Genomic DNA, 19,253 nt, shown 5'->3' on the forward strand with positions numbered 1-19,253 from the left:
GCTATGCCCATATTGGCGATGTCTACACTTCCAATTGAACAGCACCTCAAGCCGATTCAGGCGGCTCTCTCTGCACATAACCGCCTAATCTTAATCGCCCAGCCGGGAGCGGGTAAGACAACCCGCGTTCCGCTGACCTTGCTGAACAGCCAGTGGGCGCAGGGCCAGAAGATAGTGTTGTTAGAGCCTCGACGGGTAGCGGCTCGTTTGGCGGCAAGCTTTATGGCCGCGCAGCTTGATGAGCCTGTCGGTAAGACAGTTGGCTATCGTATGCGAGGGGACAGCAAAGCGGGCCCGCAAACACGCTTGGAGGTGGTCACCCAGGGCGTCCTGACGCGTATGTTGCAAGACGATCCGTTGCTCGAAGGCGTCGCCGGTATCATCTTCGATGAGTTTCATGAGCGCAGCATAGAAGCAGATCTTGGGCTGGCGCTATCGCTGGATATTCAGCAAAGCATTCGCGATGACTTACGACTGATGGTGATGTCTGCGACGTTAGATGTTGCTGCGTTAAAAAGCGTATTGGGCAGCGATACATCCGTGATTGAAAGTACGGGGCGTGAATTCCCAATTGAAACCTATTATCGCCCTTTTAGCAGTGATGAAGCGTTAGACACTGCCGCTTACCGAGTGGTAACCGAAGCCTTGGCGAATGCCGATAGCCGCGACGTGTTGGTGATTTTACCTGGGGTGGCAGAGATAACACGGCTAGTGCAAATGCTGGAAAATAGCACCTTTGATATTGAGGTGTGCGCATTACATGGCGGCATGCCTATCGAGGCGCAGCAAGCAGCATTGAAGTTACACGAAACTCGCCGGCGGGTGATTGTATCGACGGCCATTGCGGAATCCAGCGTGACAGTTGATGGTGTTAATGTGGTCATTGACGCTGGCTTGGAGCGTGTGCCGTTGTTTCAGCCGCGAACTGGGCTCACTCGACTAACTACTCGGCGTGTCAATCGTGCCAGCGCTGATCAACGTCGTGGTCGTGCAGGGCGGCAACAGCCGGGTGTATGTTATCGCTTGTGGTCTCAAGAGCAGCCACTGGTTGCTTACGGTGAACCTGAGATTGCCCAAGCTGATTTATCAAAACTTGCGCTTGAGGTTGCCGTATGGGGAGCGCGATCGCCTGAAGAGTTAATTTGGATGACACCACCGCCTAGCGGTGCATGGCAAAGTAGCCAGGCTTTGCTTCGTCAGCTTGGCATTCTTGATACAGCGGGTTTATTAACACCACTAGGTAAGCAAAGTGCGCGTTGGCCGCTTGAACCTCGTTTAGCGGTCATGCTGTCAAAGGCAGTGTCATTGAATGCATTACCGCTTGCCTGTGCTTTAGCAGCTCTGCTAGAGGGTAGAGAGCGTGTCAGTGGCTCGCTAAGAGATGCGCTGGCTCAGCGGCTCAGCCAACCCTGGCGATTTCCTCACTGGCAACGAGAAACCAAGCGTCTTATGGACATGGCTAGCCTTCAGGTGCCACATAAGCTACCGCTTGAGCCGCTTAGCTATCTGCTGGCGATGGCTTACCCGGATCGCGTTGGTCAATTCATCAGTCCAGGTCGGTTCAAGCTTGCCAATGGCAAAACTGCCACGCTCTCCGTTAGCCACCCCCTAGCGAATGAAGCATTTATCGTCGCCGTTAGCGTAGAGAGTGCCAGTAGTGAGGCAGCAATTTATCTGGCAGAACCGATTGCTCAGACAGCGCTTAATGACCTTTACCCGGCAACTCAACAGTGGGAGGAGCGTGTTACTTGGTCAGATGCCCAAGGAAAGCTGCTTGGTGAAGCTGTTCAGCGCCATGGTGAACTTGTGTTGGCAAGTCGGCCTTTAGCGGAGTTATCAGGAGAGGCGGTCCAACAGGCGTTGCTGCGAGCACTAAAGCAACGACCAGCAGCGCTTTTTAATGGCAAGGTTAAGCAATTACAGGGGCGAATGGCGCTAGTGGCGAGTATTTATTCTAATGCATGGCCTGACTGGTCAGAAAGCGCGCTATTAGACAGCTTAGATGTTTGGCTGGCACCCTACATGACGGGTATTACACGTTTCAATCAGCTAGAAAAAATGCCGTTCCATAACTACTTAATGGCAACACTCAGCTGGGATGAGCAAACCCGTTTTGAGCGTTTAACGCCATCGGCATTAATGGCTCCTAGTGGTAATCAAGCAACAATTGATTATGAGTCCTGCCTAGCAGGAAGGCCGCCAGTGCTTGCTTTGAAGTTACAGGAAGCGTTTGGTTGGCAGGATACTCCCGCCGTAGCGGACGGTCATGTGTCTGTTGTCATTCATCTGCTTTCACCGGCAAAAAGGCCGCTTCAAGTTACTCAGGATTTACGCAGTTTTTGGTTGAATGGCTACCCAGAGGTGCGTAAAGAGATGCGTGGCCGCTACCCTAAACACCCCTGGCCAGAAGATCCAATTACCGCTCAAGCAACGGCATCTACGAAACGAAGGTAAAGTTAATAACACCGTTTAAAGAGAAGCCAGATCGAAGAAGGTCATTGCGTTTGCTCTTCAGGTATTTTACCTGGCACGCGATAGCGTACTCCGTCGGCACGTTGCTCTTCATAACGCCGGTTTTCTTCTTCTGGAGGCACACCCAGCACAGTCTCCTGCGAGCCATCCGGCCAAGTGTAAGTTGTGCAGCCAGTCAACGATACTAAGACCACGGTCATTAATGAGAACAACGAAATAAATCCACGACATTTGGGCATATTAGGCTCCATCACCAGTCAAAAGCTGCTCTTAGCAAAGCGTGCGTAGTGTGAATGGCACGACAGTAAGTCGCAAGCTTAATCCCAAATTGTTAGATTTCTTCCCAAAGACTACGTCGAAACTCATGGGAAAGCTGGGATACCTTAGCAAAACGCTCAAGGTTAGCGTCGGTAAGCGTTTTGACCATTTCTTGGTAATGCTCAGTGAGTTCCTTAGCGCTGCAGTTTTCTTTGTCATCAGTCAGGCATAGCGTCAGTTTTTCGCTACTTTTAGCGATAGCTTGGAAAAGCTCGGCCTCCAGCTGCATGGCTTCTGTCACGCTCTCAAGCCACGCAATCTGACAACGTACCATTGGCATGGTGCTCAATAGGCAGTAATGCTGCCACCAAGCTGCGATATCTTGGTTCGTGTCGTTGACGGATGAGGGCTGCTTTTTGTTTGTATGGTCCATAGTAGGTTCCTATCGAGTTTTTCAATTTGTGAGGCATTCTTCACAGGTTCTCCTATCTTCAACTATAGCTAAAGCTCTGCAGAAGAGTTGCTCATTTAGGCAACGCGATACGTGATAACGAGGAGAGGCTCAATGTGGTCAGTCGTTAAATCAGTACTTTCAGCACTGCTAGGCGTACAAAATGACCTCAAGCGGCAACAGGATTTTTCTAGCGGTAACCCCGCTGCCTTTATTGTAGTGGGAATTGTGATCACGCTCGTATTTGTTTTGATCTTGGTTGGGATTGCAGTGATTGCGTCGCGATGAAGCGTTGATACACCCCACGATAGTTGTGCGTGACGAATGCCACATGTTTTCTATACTGACGTTAATCAGTTAATCCTGACCTAAGTAAACGGATTGGCGAGAACAACAATAATAACGGAGGTTTCTATGCATCTATCGTGGCAATGGCTGCTAACCATTACCAGTGCCTTCAGTATCACTCAAGCTCATGCTAATAGCTGGAATATGCCTGTTGGGGTCACCGATATCAGCCAAGATATTTTTGGTCTGCATATGGCGATTTTTTGGGTATGCGTGGTCATTGGGGTGATTGTGTTTGGGGTGATGTTTTACTCACTATTTAAATACAGACACTCAAAAGGGGAAAAAGCGGCGAATTTTCATGAGCACACCTCTGTTGAAATTCTTTGGACCGCTATTCCTATTCTGATTTTGGTTGGCATGGCCGTGCCTGCGACGGCGACGTTGAAGAGTATGTACGATTCTTCAGAAGCTGATTTAGATGTGATGATTACTGGCCAACAATGGCGCTGGCGCTACGAATACCTTGGTGAAGATGTTGCGTTTACCTCCAATATGAGTACATCAAGAGCACAAATTCGTGGCGAGGAGGCGAGAGATGAGCACTATTTATTAGACGTAGATGAGCCATTGGTACTGCCAATTAATCGTAAAGTGCGTTTTTTAATGACGTCGGATGACGTTATTCACTCTTGGTGGGTGCCTGAACTAGCCGTTAAGCAGGATACGATTCCTGGGTTTATCAATGAGAATTGGGTGAAAATTAATGAACCGGGCATCTATCGTGGCCAGTGTGCTGAGCTTTGTGGCGTTAACCACGGGTTTATGCCAGTGGTTGTGCATGCGATGGAAGAAGAAGAGTTCGAAGCATGGTTGGCAGAACGAAAAGAAGCCGCAGAGCAAGAGGCTATGGGGGTTGACCGGGAGTGGGAGATGGAGGATTTGATGGCGCGGGGAGAGACCGTTTATCAGGCTATCTGTTCTTCCTGTCACCAAAGCGAAGGCCAGGGGGCGCCACCAGCATTTCCTGCACTAGCCAATAATAATCAACTGATTAGTGATTTAGATTGGCATATGAATCGGGTTATTAACGGTGTTTCTGGCGCTGCTATGCCGGCATTCCGCAGTACGTTAAACCCTGTCGAAATAGCCGCTGTTGTTACTTATACCCGCAATGCTTGGGGCAATGAGACAGGTGATGTGGTGCAGCCAGCTACGGTGGCCGAACGTATCGCACAATAATTTAAGGTACTAACAATAAATCAGGCGGAGATGCTCATGGCGCCCAAACTACCTCCTCAACACTCGCTGCAACACAGCTCTACTGCAGCGGCTGGCGGTCATTCTCATCACGACCATGCGGCTCAGCCCAAAGGGATACTGCGATGGGTTCTGACCACCAACCATAAAGAAATTGGTTCTCTTTACCTGATTTTTTCTCTCACCATGTTTTTTGTTGGAGGCATATTTGCCCTAGTGGTGAGAGCCGAGCTATTTCAACCTGGTTTACAGCTTATAGAGCCAGAATTTTTCAACCAAATGACCACCATGCATGGATTAATCATGGTGTTTGCTGCGGTAATGCCAGCGTTTACTGGGCTAGCCAATTGGATGATTCCGCTTCAGATTGGTGCGCCGGATATGGCGCTGCCCAGGCTTAATAACTTTAGTTTCTGGTTGCTTCCGGTGGCGTTTACATTGCTACTTTCTACGCTCTTAATGCCGGGCGGTGGGCCTAATTTTGGCTGGACATTTTATGCGCCGTTATCGACGACTTACGCACCTGCCTCCACAACATTTTTTATTTTAGCCCTGCACATTGCAGGCATTAGCTCGATTCTTGGGGCTATAAATATTATTGCGACCATTCTGAATATGCGCGCACCTGGAATGCGCATGATGGATATGCCGCTGTTCGTATGGACATGGTTAATTACGGCTTTTCTATTGATTGCGGTAATGCCTGTGCTAGCGGGCGTTATTACCATGATGCTGATGGATATTAACTTCGGTACCAGTTTCTTTGACGCCGCGGGTGGTGGTGATCCAGTGCTTTTCCAGCACTTATTTTGGTTCTTTGGCCATCCTGAAGTTTACATCATGATTTTGCCAGCTTTTGGTATTGTCTCAGCCATCATACCTACTTTCGCGCGTAAGCCTTTGTTTGGATACGCGTCTATGGTGTATGCCACGGCAGCTATCGCGCTGCTGTCATTTTTAGTGTGGGCACACCATATGTTTATCGTCGGTCTTCCGCTAACAGCGGAGCTGTTTTTCATGTACTCGACCATGCTGATTGCCGTGCCCACAGGCGTGAAAGTGTTTAATTGGGTGACCACGCTGTTTCGCGGCTCGATCAGTTTTGAACCGCCCATGCTGTTTGCTTTGGCTTTCGTGGTTCTGTTCACCATAGGCGGTTTCTCAGGACTAATGTTGGCAATTGCGCCTGCGGATTTCCAATACCACGATACCTACTTTGTCGTGGCGCATTTTCATTATGTGCTAGTACCCGGTGCTATTTTTGCCATTATGGCTGGCGTCTATTATTGGCTACCCAAATGGACAGGTTATTATCCTAACGAGCGACTTGCTCAATGTCATTTCTGGTGCTCTATTGTTGGCGTTAATCTAACGTTTTTCCCTATGCATTTCGCAGGCTTGGCGGGCATGCCAAGGCGCATCCCCGACTATGCATTACAATTTGCGGATTTCAATATGCTCTCCAGCATTGGTGCCTTCTTTTTTGGTGCGTCACAGCTGATGTTTGTATTGGTTGTGGTGATGTGTGTGAGAGGAGGTAAAAAAGCACCTGCAAAAGCTTGGGAAGGTGCAGAAGACCTAGAGTGGAGCGTCCCCAGTCCGGCACCGTTGCACACCTTTGAAACACCGCCAGTATTTAACCGTACTCATCACCATGACTAATTAGCTGCCCATCAGCAAAATGGTCTAGGGGGATATATGGCAGTCAACGATACGGTGCAATCACTTGGGGTTAAACGGACAGTCATTCGTACAGTGGCGGCGCTAATTGGGATGTTTGCCTTTGCATTCGCACTGGTTCCTCTTTACGACGTGTTTTGTAGTGTGACGGGCCTTAATGGCAAAGTGGATACAACGGCTAAAGCCATTATTCATGAAGAAGTTGATCAGTCCCGCTATATTACCGTGCAGTTCATTACCCGAGGTAGCGCGGGGTTGCCATGGCGAATGAGCGTCGAAAACCGCCAAATGCGAGTGCATCCGGGCCAAACAGCTGAAGTTGATTTTACGTTTACTAACAACAGTCATGTCGAAAGTTGGGGGCGGGCTGTACCTAGCGTTTCTCCTTCAAGCGCTACGACGCATTTAAGAAAAGTAAGCTGTTTCTGTTTCCAGGAGCAGCAGCTTCAAGGGGATGAGCGTTTGACGATTCCTCTGATATTCCAGCTGGCGCGTGACCTTCCAGAGGATATTAATACGATAACGCTGGTATATACCTTGTATCCGGTTCATCACTTAGTAAAAGACATCTCGAAGAATGACAACAAAACGATAGGGGATTCGATATGAGTGGCGGCTACTATGTTCCTGCAACGAGTCGATGGCCTATCCTAGGCTCGCTGGCGCTCGGGGCTATGATGGTGGGTACAGGAATTAAACTTGTGTACGACACGGGTACCCCGCTCATGCTAATCGGTATGGCTTGTGTCATTACAGTTATGGGGTTTTGGTTCAGAGATGTTATTCACGAGTCAATGAGCGGATTGTACGATGCCCAGATGGATCGCTCGTTCCGATGGGGGATGGGCTGGTTTATTTTTTCTGAAGTGATGTTTTTTGCGGCTTTCTTTGGTGCCCTGTTCTACGTAAGAACGTTCGCTATACCCTGGTTAGGTGGTGAAGGAGCAAAAGGTGTTTCTGCGTTGCTTTGGCCTGATTTTGTCGCTCAGTGGCCGTTGTTAAACCCTCCTGATTCGTCGGTGGCTGGCCCGGATAGTGTCTTAAGTCCATGGCAATTGCCGCTCGTCAATACACTAATTTTGGTAACGTCGAGCATTACATTGACGGTTGCACATGAAGCTTTGAAATTAGGCGAACGTAAGACGTGCAGAAACTGGCTGGCAGGTACTGTATTGCTGGGCTGCTGTTTTATTATGATTCAGGGCGTCGAATATTATGAAGCCTACAACCATTATGGTATTACGCTTGAAGCAGGGATCTTCGGCGCTACTTTCTTTATTCTAACGGGCTTTCACGGCGTTCATGTCATTATAGGTACGTTAATTTTAACCAGCATGCTGATACGTATACATAAAGGGCACTTTGCCCAAGATCATCATTTTGGTTTTGAAGCATCTTGTTGGTATTGGCATTTTGTAGATGTTGTATGGGTTGGGTTATTTATTTTTGTATACGTTTTCTAATCAATTAGCCTAAATCTCCCGACCAGAAGCCAAACACTAACAAGGCCATGAGTAGACATGTTAACCCAATGCGCCATTTAAGGGATGCTAGTAGCCGTCGCGAGCTGCTGTCATCCTTTAATAAAAAACCTGCGCCGGCCGCTAAGCTAGCGACTATTCCAATAAAAACTAGGCCAATGAGCAGCTTTAACCACATGACGAAAACCTCTTTTGGGTCGCAACGTCTATACGTCTGGTGTGTGTTTTGGGGCGTATTAGTTTCGCTAGGTATCTTCCTAGGACTATGGCAGTGGGAGCGTGCCGCTGACAAGCGAGTTTTGTTAGCCGCTCGGGAGGCAGCGCCTTTGGTTAAATCGCCTACTGCTATGCCAGAAGAGGGATCTGAGCTGCATTTACAAGGAGAGTACCTTGCTAATCACACGCTTTATCTGGATAACCGCATTGTGGACGGGCGCCTGGGCGTGGCTGTGTTAACGCCTTTCCGAGACAGTTCTGATCAGTTGTGGCTTATTCAGCGAGGGTTTATTGAGACAGGGCCAAGTAGGGCGGCGCCACAAGCGGACACTCCAGAGGGCAGCGTAACCGTTTCAGGCGAGTGGCAGGTTGCGCGCTCCGGCGGACCGCTATATGGCAAAAACAAGGAAGGGCTAAGACTGCAGCAGATCAGCTTAACCCCGTGGGAGTCAACACTGCCAGCCTTCACTTACACCGGCTGGCTACATGCTGACCAGGGTGAGGGGGTGTTTGCACCCTGGTGGGAAGCTAACGTGATGCCTCCTAGTCGCCATCTTGGCTATGCTTTTCAATGGTGGGGGTTGGCGCTTGCTGCGACAGTAGTCATGGTGTTGGGGGGGCGTCGCCTGCGCAAAGATAGTCTTACAAAAGATAGTCTTACAGGTTACTGAGGGGAAAGCATGGAGCAACGCCAGCCAGTTCGTTATCCGCGAGTTAAATTGTTGCTTATATTTGCAGCATTCGCGGCGCCTATTGTTACTGCGTGGATGATGTTGACGTGGCAAATAGGCATACCTAGTGAAGATACTGCCCATGGTCAAGTGCATGTCAGCGTACCCGCACTAGATGATTGGCCTCTGAGTACTCAACCTGAAAAAAATGATGCATGGACACTAGTGTTTGACTGTACTTCTCTTTGTGATGAGCGCATGGATGAATTGTGGCGTCTGCATCGAGCGTTAGGTCGAGAAGCCCCTCGGTTAGAGCGGCTGCGAATAGGCGGGAGTGCGCAAGAGCTTCCAGGTGAAAAGGTTAGTCGTTGGCGAGTGGAACCTGCATGGCGAGAAGAAAATAGCGTCTGGCTAATGGATCCTTTCGGCAGGCCAGCGTTGTCATTTAATAATGCAGTGCCCGCAGCTGATATTCTCGATGATATACGTCATTTGTTTAAGGTTAATCCGCTATAGCGAACAATATACCGTTACTCTGCATGCTCGACCTCGCAGGTCGTAAGGAAGCAACGTGCCATATTCTACTGAGCGGCGCTTACAATGGCTGAAACGTTTAACCTTGGTCGGCACTGTGCTTACAGCGTTAGTGATTCTAGTTGGCGCATGGACGCGCTTAGTTGACGCTGGTTTGGGGTGCCCAGACTGGCCAGGCTGTTATGGGCGGCTGTTAGTCCCTGATGCCGAGCATGCTGCTCTACGACATCCTGATGTACCTCTTGTGCCTTTTAAAGCATGGGTAGAGATGGCTCATCGGTATGTAGCAAGTTTTTTAGGGCTTATTGTTCTAAGCGTAGTGGCGCTAGGTTTTTCATTGCGCAAGCGTCCAGGGTTTCCATGGAAAGTAAGTATTGCCTTGCTCGTTGTTATTCTGCTTCAAGGCGCGTTTGGCGCTTTTACAGTGACGCTAAAGCTTTGGCCACAAGTGGTTACTTTACATTTGTTGGGTGGGCTAAGTGTACTGATGCTGTTTTTTTGGGTGCATTTGCGAATTCGGCTCAGCTTGACAAGGCCTGTACCTACCTCTACCGACCATACTTCTTCTCCCACACGTTATACCTCTCTATTTAAGAATGCTAATGCGCTCTGGGTAATAGGCGTGTTGATATTAGTTTTGCAGCTTGCTTTAGGGGGCTGGGTAACCAGCAACTATGCAGGTATTGCCTGCCAAGGATTCCCGACCTGTAATACGCAGTGGTGGCCAGAAATGGATATAAGTGAAGGCTTCCACCTAACACAAACGGTCGGTCCTAATTATTTACACGGGCAGCTACATGCCGATGCACGTACTGCAATTCACGTTATACATCGTATTGGAGCGCTTCTACTCGGAATTGTCTTGTTAGCGCTATGGTGGCGATATCGTGCGGCTGCGTCTGTTGGGCGAGCGCTCACCTTGGTGGTAATTGCTTATTTTGCCCAAGTCGCGCTTGGCATTGCTAATGTGTTGTTGTGGCTTCCTCTATGGCTGGCTTTGTTACATACCGCTGGAGCGGTTGCCTTGACCTTGAGTATGGGGTGGGCTGTCTGGTGCTGGAAATATCCTTCTAATCAGCATCTTAATGAAGTGAATTATCTAAAGTCATCTCAGGTTTTCTCGACGTACGATGGTAACTAGAGGTTTTGCTTCGTCAAAAATAATAATGGTTATTACGGAGTGGATAATGAAAAACGTTGCTGTGTAATCCTTAGTTTTATGCGGAAGCAGAGGTGAAGAAATAGTGAGAGTGGTCTCATTGGGGTAATAGGGAGTACAATTGTCGTCAAGCTTTCTACCTCTCCGTTGTGAAAGGAGCGTTATGAGTTCCACAGGAGCGTTGTTGTTATTCATCGTTGCAATTATTGTCATTGCAGCGCTTGGTTTTTATGCTTATAAACTTCGCCAAGAGGTTAAACGTCGAGAAGCATTTCGGCTGGATGAAGAGCGTCGTGCCCATCAAAACAGCCTGGAAAATCTTGATTTTGTAGTTAGCGCGCTTGTGCAAGAGCAAGTTGACATTACAGAAGGGTCTTGGCGATGCAAAGTTTTGCTTGAGATTATTGATTCCAGCCTAACAGAGCGTCCAGACTTTCAAGCGTTTGCAGAGGTATACAATCGTACTCGGCATTTAAAAACTCATTCTGCACGTAAGCAATTGACGCCACGAGAGCGAATGCAAGAAGATAAAGAGCGCCTTGCGGTTGAGAATGAAATGCGTCCTGCCGTACTTGAGGCAGCGAAAAAGGTAATTGACTGGAGGTCTAAAGGATCTGCTGGCCTTCATTAACCTTGTTTAACGAGCATAGGGGGCTATAAGTACGATAACCTATGTTTTTTGACGCTTATTGCGTCAATTTTGCTATGCTGAAAATGTCGGTATTGGCAAGAAGTTGATATCTCGGCATTGTTGCCTTCTGGTGATTAAACGTTAATCATAGGCAAACGTTCAGCCTTATGGTGAAAGTACAATATTGCCATGATGCTGAGCAGCGAAAAATGGATGCTCTCGCAAATTAGAAGCATTGGGATAGATTTGGTCTTATGACCATGTCAGCATTGGATCAAGAAGGAGTCTTGCATGAAAAAATCAACGACTGGCTTGCTAATCGGTTCTGCACTGGTAGTAGGTTTATCAGGCTGTGCCAGCTCAGCATCACAATCATCTGGTCAAACCAGCGCAAGTAGCGACCGCGATTGGTATCAACATCCCTTCGTTTGCGGATTGGCAGGCAGTGTTATCGGCGGCAGTATTGCTTACGCTACTAGCGGCAATTCTGACGAAGATGAAAATACCGCTATTGGCGCAACTGCTGGTGCAGCGATCGGTGGCCTGCTATGTGCAGACCGTACGCCTGAGCCAGTAGCACCGCAGTGCCCAAGCTATGGGGAAGTGCCCGCAGGTGTTGCAGTTGATGCTGAAGGCTGCCCGCTGGACTCCGATGGTGACGGTGTGCCAGATTACCGTGACCAGTGCCCGGGAACTCCTGCTGGTGTAGCTGTTAATGCAAATGGCTGCCCACTCGATTCTGATAACGACGGCGTGCCGGATTATCGCGATCAGTGCCCCAATACTCCTGCAGGTGTTGCAGTTAACTCACTGGGTTGCCCTGACAGCGTTGTGTTGCAGGACGTAAACTTTGAGTTTGACTCTGCACAGTTAACTGCCCAAGCACGAAGTGTTCTGGACGGTGTTGCAGAGCGCCTGGTCAATAATCCTGATGTGCGTGTGAGTATTGAAGGCCACACTGACTCTCGCGGTTCTGCTCAGTACAACAAAAACCTGTCGCAGCGTCGTGCGGAATCCGTTGCTGCTTACCTTGCCCAGCGTGGCGTAGGTGTCAACCGTATGCGTGCTGTTGGCTACGGCGAAGAGCGTCCGGTTGCTAGCAATGATACCGATGCGGGTCGTGCACAAAACCGTCGTGTAGAAATGGATGAGTGGAACTAAGTCACGCATCGCTTTTCATTAAAGGGGTGGGCCATTGTGCCAGTGATTAATGCCCTTTAAGTACGGAACGGGAGGCTTATGCCTCCCGTTTTATTTTACGGCTTGCTAAATTCTGGTAGGCTGGGCAACCCTCAAAAAGCACCTAATACTCTCGATCATTGATAGCGAAATGTGATCCTTGGTATGGATCACCACTGCGCTCAAGGAATACTTAATGCCCATAGTAACATTGCCGGATGGCAGCCAAAGAACGTTCGAAGCACCACTTTCTATCATGCAGCTTGCAGAATCCATTGGCCCTGGTTTGGCCAAGGCCTGTGTGGCTGGCAAGATTGGTGGTGTATTGGTCGATGCTGCTGATTTGATCGAGCAAGATGCTGAAGTGGCGATAATTACCGCCCGTGACCCCGAAGGGCTTGAGATTATCCGCCATTCCTGTGCCCACTTGATTGGACATGCGGTTAAGCAGCTATATCCTGATGCCAAAATGGCCATTGGGCCAGTAATTGACGATGGTTTTTATTACGATATTGATTTCGGCAAGTCGGTAACGCCTGACGACTTGGAAGCTATCGAAAAACGCATGCAAGCACTTATTGAGCGTGATTACGATGTCGTGCGTGAGTACGTTGATCGCGACGAGGCGATGAAAACGTTTATTGAGCGTGGCGAAACGTTCAAACAGGAAATTGTTCGCGATATACCTGAGGGTGCAACAATACGTTTGTATCATCACGAAGAATACACCGACATGTGCCGTGGGCCGCACGTGCCGAATACGCGTCACCTGAAAGCTTTCAAGCTAACAAAGTTAGCTGGCGCATATTGGCGTGGAGATGCCTCAAACCCCATGCTGACACGTATTTACGGTACAGCATGGGGCGATAAGAAGCAGCTCAAAGCTTATTTGAAGCGCCTAGAAGAGGCCGAAAAGCGAGATCATCGCAAATTGGCACGCAAGATGGATCTTTTCCATTTGCAAGAAGAAGCGCCAGGCATGGTTTTTTGGCACCCCAATGGCTGGACGATGTACCAGGCATTGGAAGATTACATGCGGAAAATTCAGCGAGCGCATGGTTATCAAGAGATTAAAACGCCGCAAGTAGTAGATCTTTCGTTGTGGAAGAAATCGGGCCACTGGGGGCACTACAGTGAGCTCATGTTTACCACTGAGTCAGAAAAACGTGAGTATGCTGTTAAGCCTATGAATTGTCCCTGTCATGTACAGGTATTTAATCAGGGACTGAAAAGCTACCGCGATTTACCGTTACGTTTAGCAGAGTTTGGTAGCTGCCACCGGAATGAACCGTCGGGCTCATTGCATGGTCTGATGCGCGTTCGTGGCTTTACTCAAGATGATGCGCATATTTTTTGTACCGAAGGTCAAATTCAGGCAGAAGCAGAAGCATTTATTGCGCTTACCCTGCAAGTTTATAAAACGCTTGGTTTTGAGGATGTTGAACTCAAGCTGTCAACTCGACCTGAGGACTTTCTTGGTGAAGCAGAGATGTGGGATCGAGCAGAGCAGGGGCTTGAAGCTGCGCTCAATGCGACAGGGCTTGATTGGGAGCTTCAGCCAGGAGAGGGGGCTTTTTATGGCCCGAAAATTGAATTCGCTCTGCGTGATTGCCTGAATCGTGTTTGGCAATGTGGTACTCTACAGTTAGATTTTAATTTGCCAGGGCGCTTAGGCGCGCAATACGTTGATGAAGATGGGACACGAAAGACCCCAGTGATGCTTCATCGTGCTATCTTAGGTTCTTTTGAGCGGTTCTTGGGAATCTTAATTGAGCACTATGCTGGTGCGATGCCGCTATGGTTGGCACCTCAGCAAGCTGTGTTGATGACCATTACTGATGCGCAGCGTGATTATGCGCTTGAGTTGGAGCAACGGCTGCAAAAAAATGGCTTACGAGTTAAAGCGGACTTGAGGAACGAGAAGATCGGCTTTAAAATCCGTGAGCATACGTTACAGAAAGTTCCCTATCTCCTTGTGGTGGGAGATAAGGAAGTCGAAGCTGACTCAGTGGCCGTGCGAACTCGCAGCGGCGAAAACCTCGGCACAATGACAGTCGATGAATTCATCGAACGTTGCAGTGCAGAGCGAGCAGCCCTGGCGACATCGTCAATTGCCTAAGGAGACGGAGCAATCAAGCGAAGCAATCAGCGCGGGCGTCCACAAGACAAACGCCCACCAATGAACGAGAGAATTACCGAAGAAGAAGTACGTTTGATCGATGCTGAAGGTGAACAGTTGGGCGTTGTGCCCACCACCGAAGCGCTTGAGCGTGCAGAAGCTGCCGGTTTAGACCTCGTGCAAATTTCGAATGCCGATCCAATCGTTTGTAAGATTATGGATTATGGCAAATTTGTTTTTGAGACGAAGAAGCAGAAAGCGGCTCAAAAGAAAAAGCAGAAGCAAATTCAGGTCAAGGAAGTCAAATTCCGTCCTGGCACTGACGAAGGCGATTATCAGGTCAAGCTTAAAAACCTGACGCGCTTTCTAGAAGGTGGTGATAAGGGCAAAGTCACATTGCGCTTCCGTGGTCGTGAAATGGCGCACCAGGACATTGGTCGTAAGCTAATGGAACGGATCGCGGCAGACCTGGAAGAGATCGGAGCGGTAGAGTCTTTCCCAAAAATGGAAGGACGCCAGATGATCATGATTATTGCCCCGAAGAAGAAGTGATCCAACGGCGAAGCTAACGGGTCAGCGTGAAAGCGCTGATCGGCCCTGGGTTTTCTAAAAAATATCGAGCGGAGTTTTCTCATGCCGAAAATCAAAAGCAACAGCGGCGCTGCTAAGCGCTTTAAAAAGACCGCCAATGGCTTCAAGCACAAGCAGTCTTTCCGTAGCCACATCTTGACCAAGAAGTCGACCAAGCGTAAGCGTCAGCTACGTGGTATGAAGCAGATCCATGCTTCTGACAAAGCGCTGATTCAGCGCATGCTGCCGAATCTGTAAGGTCGAATTTTCTTATCTGAGTGCATTTAGCCTCAGTCATAAAGTCAGGAGTGTGTTATGACTCGTGTTAAGCGTGGCGTAGTTGCCCGTCGTCGCCATAAAAAAGTATTGAAGCAGGCTAAAGGTTACTACGGAGCCCGTTCGCGTGTTTTCCGCGTAGCCAAGCAGGCTGTTATCAAAGCCGGTCAGTATGCTTACCGTGACCGCCGCAACCGCAAGCGTCAATTCCGCGCTCTGTGGATTCAGCGTATTAACGCTGGTGCGCGCATCAATGGCATGTCTTACAGCCGCTTTGTTGGCGGTCTGAAGAAAGCCGGTATTGAAATTGATCGCAAAGTATTGGCCGACCTGGCAGTACACGAGAAAGCTGCATTTGCGGCTATCGTGGAAAAAGCCAAGGCTGCCCAATAAGGCACATTGCACTGAGTTAAATCAGTGTGACGTGTCAGAGGTCATTTCAGTGTGACCCATGCAGGGGAAGAGCAGCCGCTCTTCCCCTGTTTTTTTGTCACCTTCAACATGCCAGCCATCTTTCGAGATGGAAATCGCTTAATTCGGAGTGAATCGGATGGACCATCTTCCTACTCTGGTGTCAGAGGCTCGCGATGCTATTCATGCGGCGCAAAGTGTCCCTGCTCTAGATGAGTTGCGCGTACGTTACTTGGGTAAAAAGGGCGAAGTGACGGCCTTGTTGAAAGGCTTAGGAAAGCTATCAGCAGAAGAGCGTCCTGCCGCCGGTGAGCAAATTAATCAGGCGAAACAAACCCTGGCAGCTGAAATTGATACAAAGCGTCAGCAACTCGAAAGTGAAGCGCTTAACGCTCGCTTGGCAGCTGAAAAAATTGACGTGACACTGCCTGGCCGTGGTCAGGAGAATGGCGGCCTACATCCAGTCACCCGCACGCTTGAGCGTATTGAAGGCTTGTTTACCAGGATTGGTTACGATGTGGCTGTAGGGCCAGAAATTGAAGATGACTACCATAATTTCGAGGCGCTAAATATACCCGCTCATCACCCAGCGCGTGGTATGGCTGACACCTTCTATTTCGATGCTACACGCTTGTTACGTACTCACACATCGCCAGTTCAAGTGCGTACCATGAAAAGTAGTGAGCCGCCGATCCGTATTGTTTGCCCCGGTCGTGTCTACCGTAGTGATTCAGATCTCACCCACACCCCAATGTTCCACCAAGTGGAAGGCCTGTTGGTTGACGAAGGTGTGAGCTTTGCAGATCTTAAGGGGACTATTGAAGATTTCCTCCAGGCGTTTTTTGAACGCGATGATCTTTCAGTGCGCTTCCGTCCCTCTTACTTTCCATTCACTGAGCCCTCCGCAGAGGTCGATATTCAGTGTGTGATGTGTAGCGGTGATGGTTGTCGGGTCTGCTCGCATAGCGGCTGGTTGGAGGTTATGGGCTGTGGGATGGTGCATCCTGAGGTGTTCCGGCATTCGGGTATTGATGCTGAGCGTTACACAGGGTTTGCGTTTGGTATGGGCGCCGAGCGGCTTGCGATGCTGCGCTACGGTGTCAATGACCTGCGTTTGTTCTTTGAGAACGATCTGCGTTTTCTTCGCCAATTTACCTAAGACCGCTGCCAACGACGGGAATCAATATGAAATTTTCAGAACAGTGGCTGCGTGACTGGGTGGCTCCGCAGCTTGATACACAGGCAATTGCCGATCAAATTACCATGGCAGGCCTTGAGGTCGATGCTATTGAGGCTGTTGCGTCCGCGTTTAGTGGCGTAGTGGTTGCAGAGGTGCTGACTAAAGAGAAGCATCCAGATGCTGATAAGCTCAACGTATGTACTGTTAATGATGGTACCGGTGAGCCTGTGCAGGTTGTTTGTGGTGCTGCCAATGTCGATGTTGGTCAAAAAATTCCGTTTGCTCAGGTGGGTGGCATTCTACCGGGCGACTTTAAAATCAAAAAAGCCAAATTGCGTGGTGTTGAGTCACGCGGAATGATTTGCTCGGCCTCAGAGCTAGGCCTTGAGGAAGAGACGTCTCCTGGTATTTTTGTGCTGCCCGCCTCTGCGCCGGTAGGTCTAAGTTTTCGAGAGTATATGCAGCTCGATGACATGACCATTGAAGTTGATCTCACGCCGAATCGTGGTGATTGCCTAAGTATCAAGGGGCTGGCTCGAGAAGTGGGCGTGCTCAATCGTCTTCCGGTGAGTGGGCCTGAGATTGCGGTTATTGAAGCTAGCATTGACGATACTTTTTCAGTGCGTATTGAAGCGCCGGAGCAGTGCCCGCGCTACCTGGGGCGCATTATTAAGGGTGTCGATATTAGCGTCGAAACCCCGCTGTGGATGGTGGAGCGTCTCCGGCGTAGCGGTGTTCGTTCCATTGACCCTGCCGTTGATGTGACTAACTACGTGATGCTAGAGCTAGGCCAGCCGTTGCATGCGTTTGATCGCGACAATCTTCACGGCGGTATTACCGTTCGCTTAGCGCGTAAAGAAGAGCGTCTGACCTTGTTGGACGGTCAGGAAGTAGCGCTAAGACCTGAAACACTGGTTATTGCTGATGATGAAGGGCCTCTAGCAATGGCGGGTGTTATGGGGGGCGAGAACTCAGGGGTAAGTGAGAAAACCGATACGATTTTCTTGGAAGCTGCCTATTTTACGCCGTTGGCTATTGCAGGGCAGGCGCGTTCTTACGGTCTCCATACGGATGCATCACATCGATTTGAGCGTGGCGTTGATCCGGCGCTTGCCAGTGTGGCGATTGAGCGTGCCACTCAGCTTCTAATGGAGATATGTGGTGGTCAGGCTGGCCCTGTTACTGAGTCGTCCAGTGGCGAACACCTGCCAGCACCGCGTAACATTGTATTGCGCGAGGCGCGTTTAGAGAGTGCGCTTTCGAAGCGGCTGCCCGTTGAAGATGTAACTGACATTCTGCAGCATTTAGGGCTTGCGGTTGATAAGCAGGCAGATGGCTGGTTAGTCACAGCGCCAAGTTGGCGTTTCGACGTGGCGATCGAAGAAGATCTCATTGAAGAGATTGCTAGAGTTCATGGTTACAACAACCTACCTGTTCGGCGCCCTGCGGCGCGTTTGGCACTGCGTCCGGCTAACGAGGCGGTGCTAACCCAAGCCCAGCTGCGTAACCAAATGGTAGCTCGCGGTTTTCAGGAAGCGATAACTTACAGCTTTGTTGCGCCTGATCTCCAGACGGTGATGTTGCCGGACGCTATTTCACCAGTGTTGGCGAATCCGATTTCGTCAGATCTGTCGGTGATGCGGGCTAGCCTGTTCCCCGGCTTAGTGCGTGCGCTTGAGCATAATCTGAATCGTCAGCAAACCCGTGTCAGACTGTTTGAAACCGGCTTGGTATTTAATGGCCATTTGGACAACCTCTCGCAAGTCCCGATGATGGGAGCGCTGGTATGCGGAGGTCGTGAAGCTGAAGGTTGGTGCGGGGCTAAAGCCCAAGTCGATTTTTACGATCTAAAAGGCGATTTAGAAAGCCTGTTGGCGCTTGGTGGCGCGCTGGATGCTTGGCGTTTTGAGCCGGGTGAGCATCCTTCGTTACACCCTGGGCAAACTGCAAGGCTGTTGCATAATGGTAAGCCAGCCGGTTGGATTGGCACCTTGCACCCTCAAGTGCGAGCCAAGCTAGGGCTGAAAGTAGATGCCGTCATGTTTGAGGTTCGCTTAGATGCGCTGAGCGAAGGTCTCATCCCGGCCTTTGAGCCGCTGTCACGTTATCCGGAAGTTCGCCGTGACTTGGCTTTCACTGTTAAGGCGGAGATACCGGTTCAGGCACTACTTGATTGTGCAAAAGCACAAGCTGGCGATTACTTGAAAGACATTAAGCTATTTGATGTCTATGCTGGTAAGGGCGTAGCTGATGGTTGTAAGAGTATTGCATTGGGCTTGACGTGGCAGCACGGATCACGCACGCTAAATGACGATGAAATCAACCTGTTGGTAGATTCTATCGTATCGCAAGTGCGAACAGAATTAGATGCTGAGCTACGTGGATAGGATTTGTGGATAGGATTTGTGGACAGGATT

At 49.6% G+C, this 19,253-nt stretch carries 20 protein-coding genes; 17 read left to right on the plus strand and 3 right to left on the minus strand.

All coding sequences use genetic code 11. The features are described from left to right. Nucleotides 1-18: 18 nt before the first annotated feature. Nucleotides 19-2,454: an ATP-dependent helicase HrpB gene (gene hrpB / locus ACN06F_RS08225; protein ID WP_433924995.1), complete on the plus strand. Its 2,436-nt coding sequence runs from the start codon at nucleotides 19-21 to the stop codon at nucleotides 2,452-2,454. A gap of 41 nt (nucleotides 2,455-2,495) precedes the next feature. Here hrpB and ACN06F_RS08230 read toward each other — a convergent pair whose 3' ends face one another. Further along, nucleotides 2,496-2,711 (minus strand): hypothetical protein, encoded by a 216-nt coding sequence (locus ACN06F_RS08230; RefSeq protein ID WP_038483878.1) that lies wholly within the window; start codon nucleotides 2,709-2,711, stop codon nucleotides 2,496-2,498. A gap of 92 nt (nucleotides 2,712-2,803) precedes the next feature. After that, nucleotides 2,804-3,163: a hypothetical protein gene (locus tag ACN06F_RS08235; RefSeq protein WP_038483881.1), complete on the minus strand. Its 360-nt coding sequence runs from the start codon at nucleotides 3,161-3,163 to the stop codon at nucleotides 2,804-2,806. Nucleotides 3,164-3,295: 132 nt separating this feature from the next. On the opposite strand from ACN06F_RS08235, the gene ACN06F_RS08240 reads away from it, so the two are divergent. From ACN06F_RS08240 to ACN06F_RS08260, 5 genes are all read left to right on the plus strand, one after another. After that, nucleotides 3,296-3,469 carry a DUF2970 domain-containing protein gene (locus ACN06F_RS08240; protein ID WP_084183706.1) on the plus strand — a complete coding sequence of 58 codons (174 nt, stop codon included), beginning with the start codon at nucleotides 3,296-3,298 and terminating at the stop codon, nucleotides 3,467-3,469. Nucleotides 3,470-3,595: 126 nt separating this feature from the next. Beyond that, entirely contained in the window at nucleotides 3,596-4,711 is a 1,116-nt protein-coding gene (coxB, locus tag ACN06F_RS08245; protein ID WP_433924996.1) for a cytochrome c oxidase subunit II, read from the plus strand. Between the two features lie 36 nt (nucleotides 4,712-4,747). Next, a complete protein-coding gene (ctaD, locus tag ACN06F_RS08250) occupies nucleotides 4,748-6,391 on the plus strand; it encodes a cytochrome c oxidase subunit I (RefSeq protein WP_038483887.1) in 1,644 nt (547 codons plus the stop codon). 36 nt (nucleotides 6,392-6,427) lie between these two features. Further along, complete coding sequence (locus ACN06F_RS08255; RefSeq protein ID WP_433924997.1) at nucleotides 6,428-7,018, plus strand: cytochrome c oxidase assembly protein; 591 nt, start codon at nucleotides 6,428-6,430, stop codon at nucleotides 7,016-7,018. Next, complete coding sequence (locus ACN06F_RS08260; RefSeq protein WP_433924998.1) at nucleotides 7,015-7,872, plus strand: cytochrome c oxidase subunit 3; 858 nt, start codon at nucleotides 7,015-7,017, stop codon at nucleotides 7,870-7,872. Before ACN06F_RS08255 ends, ACN06F_RS08260 begins: the two co-directional genes overlap by 4 nt. 4 nt (nucleotides 7,873-7,876) lie before the next feature. On the opposite strand, the gene ACN06F_RS08265 is transcribed toward ACN06F_RS08260, so the two are convergent. Continuing rightward, nucleotides 7,877-8,068, minus strand: a complete 192-nt coding sequence (locus ACN06F_RS08265; protein ID WP_038483896.1) for a DUF2909 domain-containing protein — start codon at nucleotides 8,066-8,068, stop codon at nucleotides 7,877-7,879. On the opposite strand from ACN06F_RS08265, the gene ACN06F_RS08270 reads away from it, so the two are divergent. The 11 genes from ACN06F_RS08270 (at nucleotide 8,067) to pheT (ending at nucleotide 19,223) form a co-directional block, all read left to right on the plus strand. Beyond that, nucleotides 8,067-8,777 carry an SURF1 family protein gene (locus ACN06F_RS08270; protein WP_120387002.1) on the plus strand — a complete coding sequence of 237 codons (711 nt, stop codon included), beginning with the start codon at nucleotides 8,067-8,069 and terminating at the stop codon, nucleotides 8,775-8,777. The genes ACN06F_RS08265 and ACN06F_RS08270 overlap by 2 nt on opposite strands. Nucleotides 8,778-8,786: 9 nt before the next feature. Continuing rightward, entirely contained in the window at nucleotides 8,787-9,293 is a 507-nt protein-coding gene (locus ACN06F_RS08275) for a hypothetical protein (protein ID WP_231656895.1), read from the plus strand. Nucleotides 9,294-9,348: 55 nt separating this feature from the next. Next, nucleotides 9,349-10,452, plus strand: coding sequence for a COX15/CtaA family protein (locus ACN06F_RS08280; protein WP_038483905.1), 1,104 nt, complete (start codon nucleotides 9,349-9,351; stop codon nucleotides 10,450-10,452). A 181-nt stretch (nucleotides 10,453-10,633) separates the two neighbouring features. Next, nucleotides 10,634-11,101, plus strand: coding sequence for a DUF2489 domain-containing protein (locus tag ACN06F_RS08285; protein ID WP_038483908.1), 468 nt, complete (start codon nucleotides 10,634-10,636; stop codon nucleotides 11,099-11,101). Between the two features lie 291 nt (nucleotides 11,102-11,392). Further along, complete coding sequence (locus ACN06F_RS08290) at nucleotides 11,393-12,262, plus strand: OmpA family protein (RefSeq protein WP_038483911.1); 870 nt, start codon at nucleotides 11,393-11,395, stop codon at nucleotides 12,260-12,262. A 214-nt stretch (nucleotides 12,263-12,476) separates the two neighbouring features. Beyond that, entirely contained in the window at nucleotides 12,477-14,399 is a 1,923-nt protein-coding gene (gene thrS / locus ACN06F_RS08295; RefSeq protein ID WP_038483914.1) for a threonine--tRNA ligase, read from the plus strand. Nucleotides 14,400-14,411: 12 nt separating this feature from the next. Then, nucleotides 14,412-14,951 (plus strand): translation initiation factor IF-3, encoded by a 540-nt coding sequence (infC, locus tag ACN06F_RS08300; protein WP_083003855.1) that lies wholly within the window; start codon nucleotides 14,412-14,414, stop codon nucleotides 14,949-14,951. Nucleotides 14,952-15,032: 81 nt separating this feature from the next. Next, nucleotides 15,033-15,227: a 50S ribosomal protein L35 gene (rpmI, locus tag ACN06F_RS08305; RefSeq protein WP_009724291.1), complete on the plus strand. Its 195-nt coding sequence runs from the start codon at nucleotides 15,033-15,035 to the stop codon at nucleotides 15,225-15,227. 57 nt (nucleotides 15,228-15,284) lie between these two features. Next, nucleotides 15,285-15,638: a 50S ribosomal protein L20 gene (gene rplT, locus ACN06F_RS08310; RefSeq protein WP_009097607.1), complete on the plus strand. Its 354-nt coding sequence runs from the start codon at nucleotides 15,285-15,287 to the stop codon at nucleotides 15,636-15,638. Between the two features lie 157 nt (nucleotides 15,639-15,795). Then, nucleotides 15,796-16,815, plus strand: a complete 1,020-nt coding sequence (gene pheS / locus ACN06F_RS08315) for a phenylalanine--tRNA ligase subunit alpha (RefSeq protein ID WP_038483919.1) — start codon at nucleotides 15,796-15,798, stop codon at nucleotides 16,813-16,815. A gap of 26 nt (nucleotides 16,816-16,841) precedes the next feature. Beyond that, a complete protein-coding gene (gene pheT, locus ACN06F_RS08320; RefSeq protein WP_433924999.1) occupies nucleotides 16,842-19,223 on the plus strand; it encodes a phenylalanine--tRNA ligase subunit beta in 2,382 nt (793 codons plus the stop codon). Nucleotides 19,224-19,253: the final 30 nt, after the last annotated feature.

Source organism: Vreelandella sp. 21 (assembly GCF_050995515.1).
Lineage (GTDB): Bacteria > Pseudomonadota > Gammaproteobacteria > Pseudomonadales > Halomonadaceae > Vreelandella > Vreelandella alkaliphila.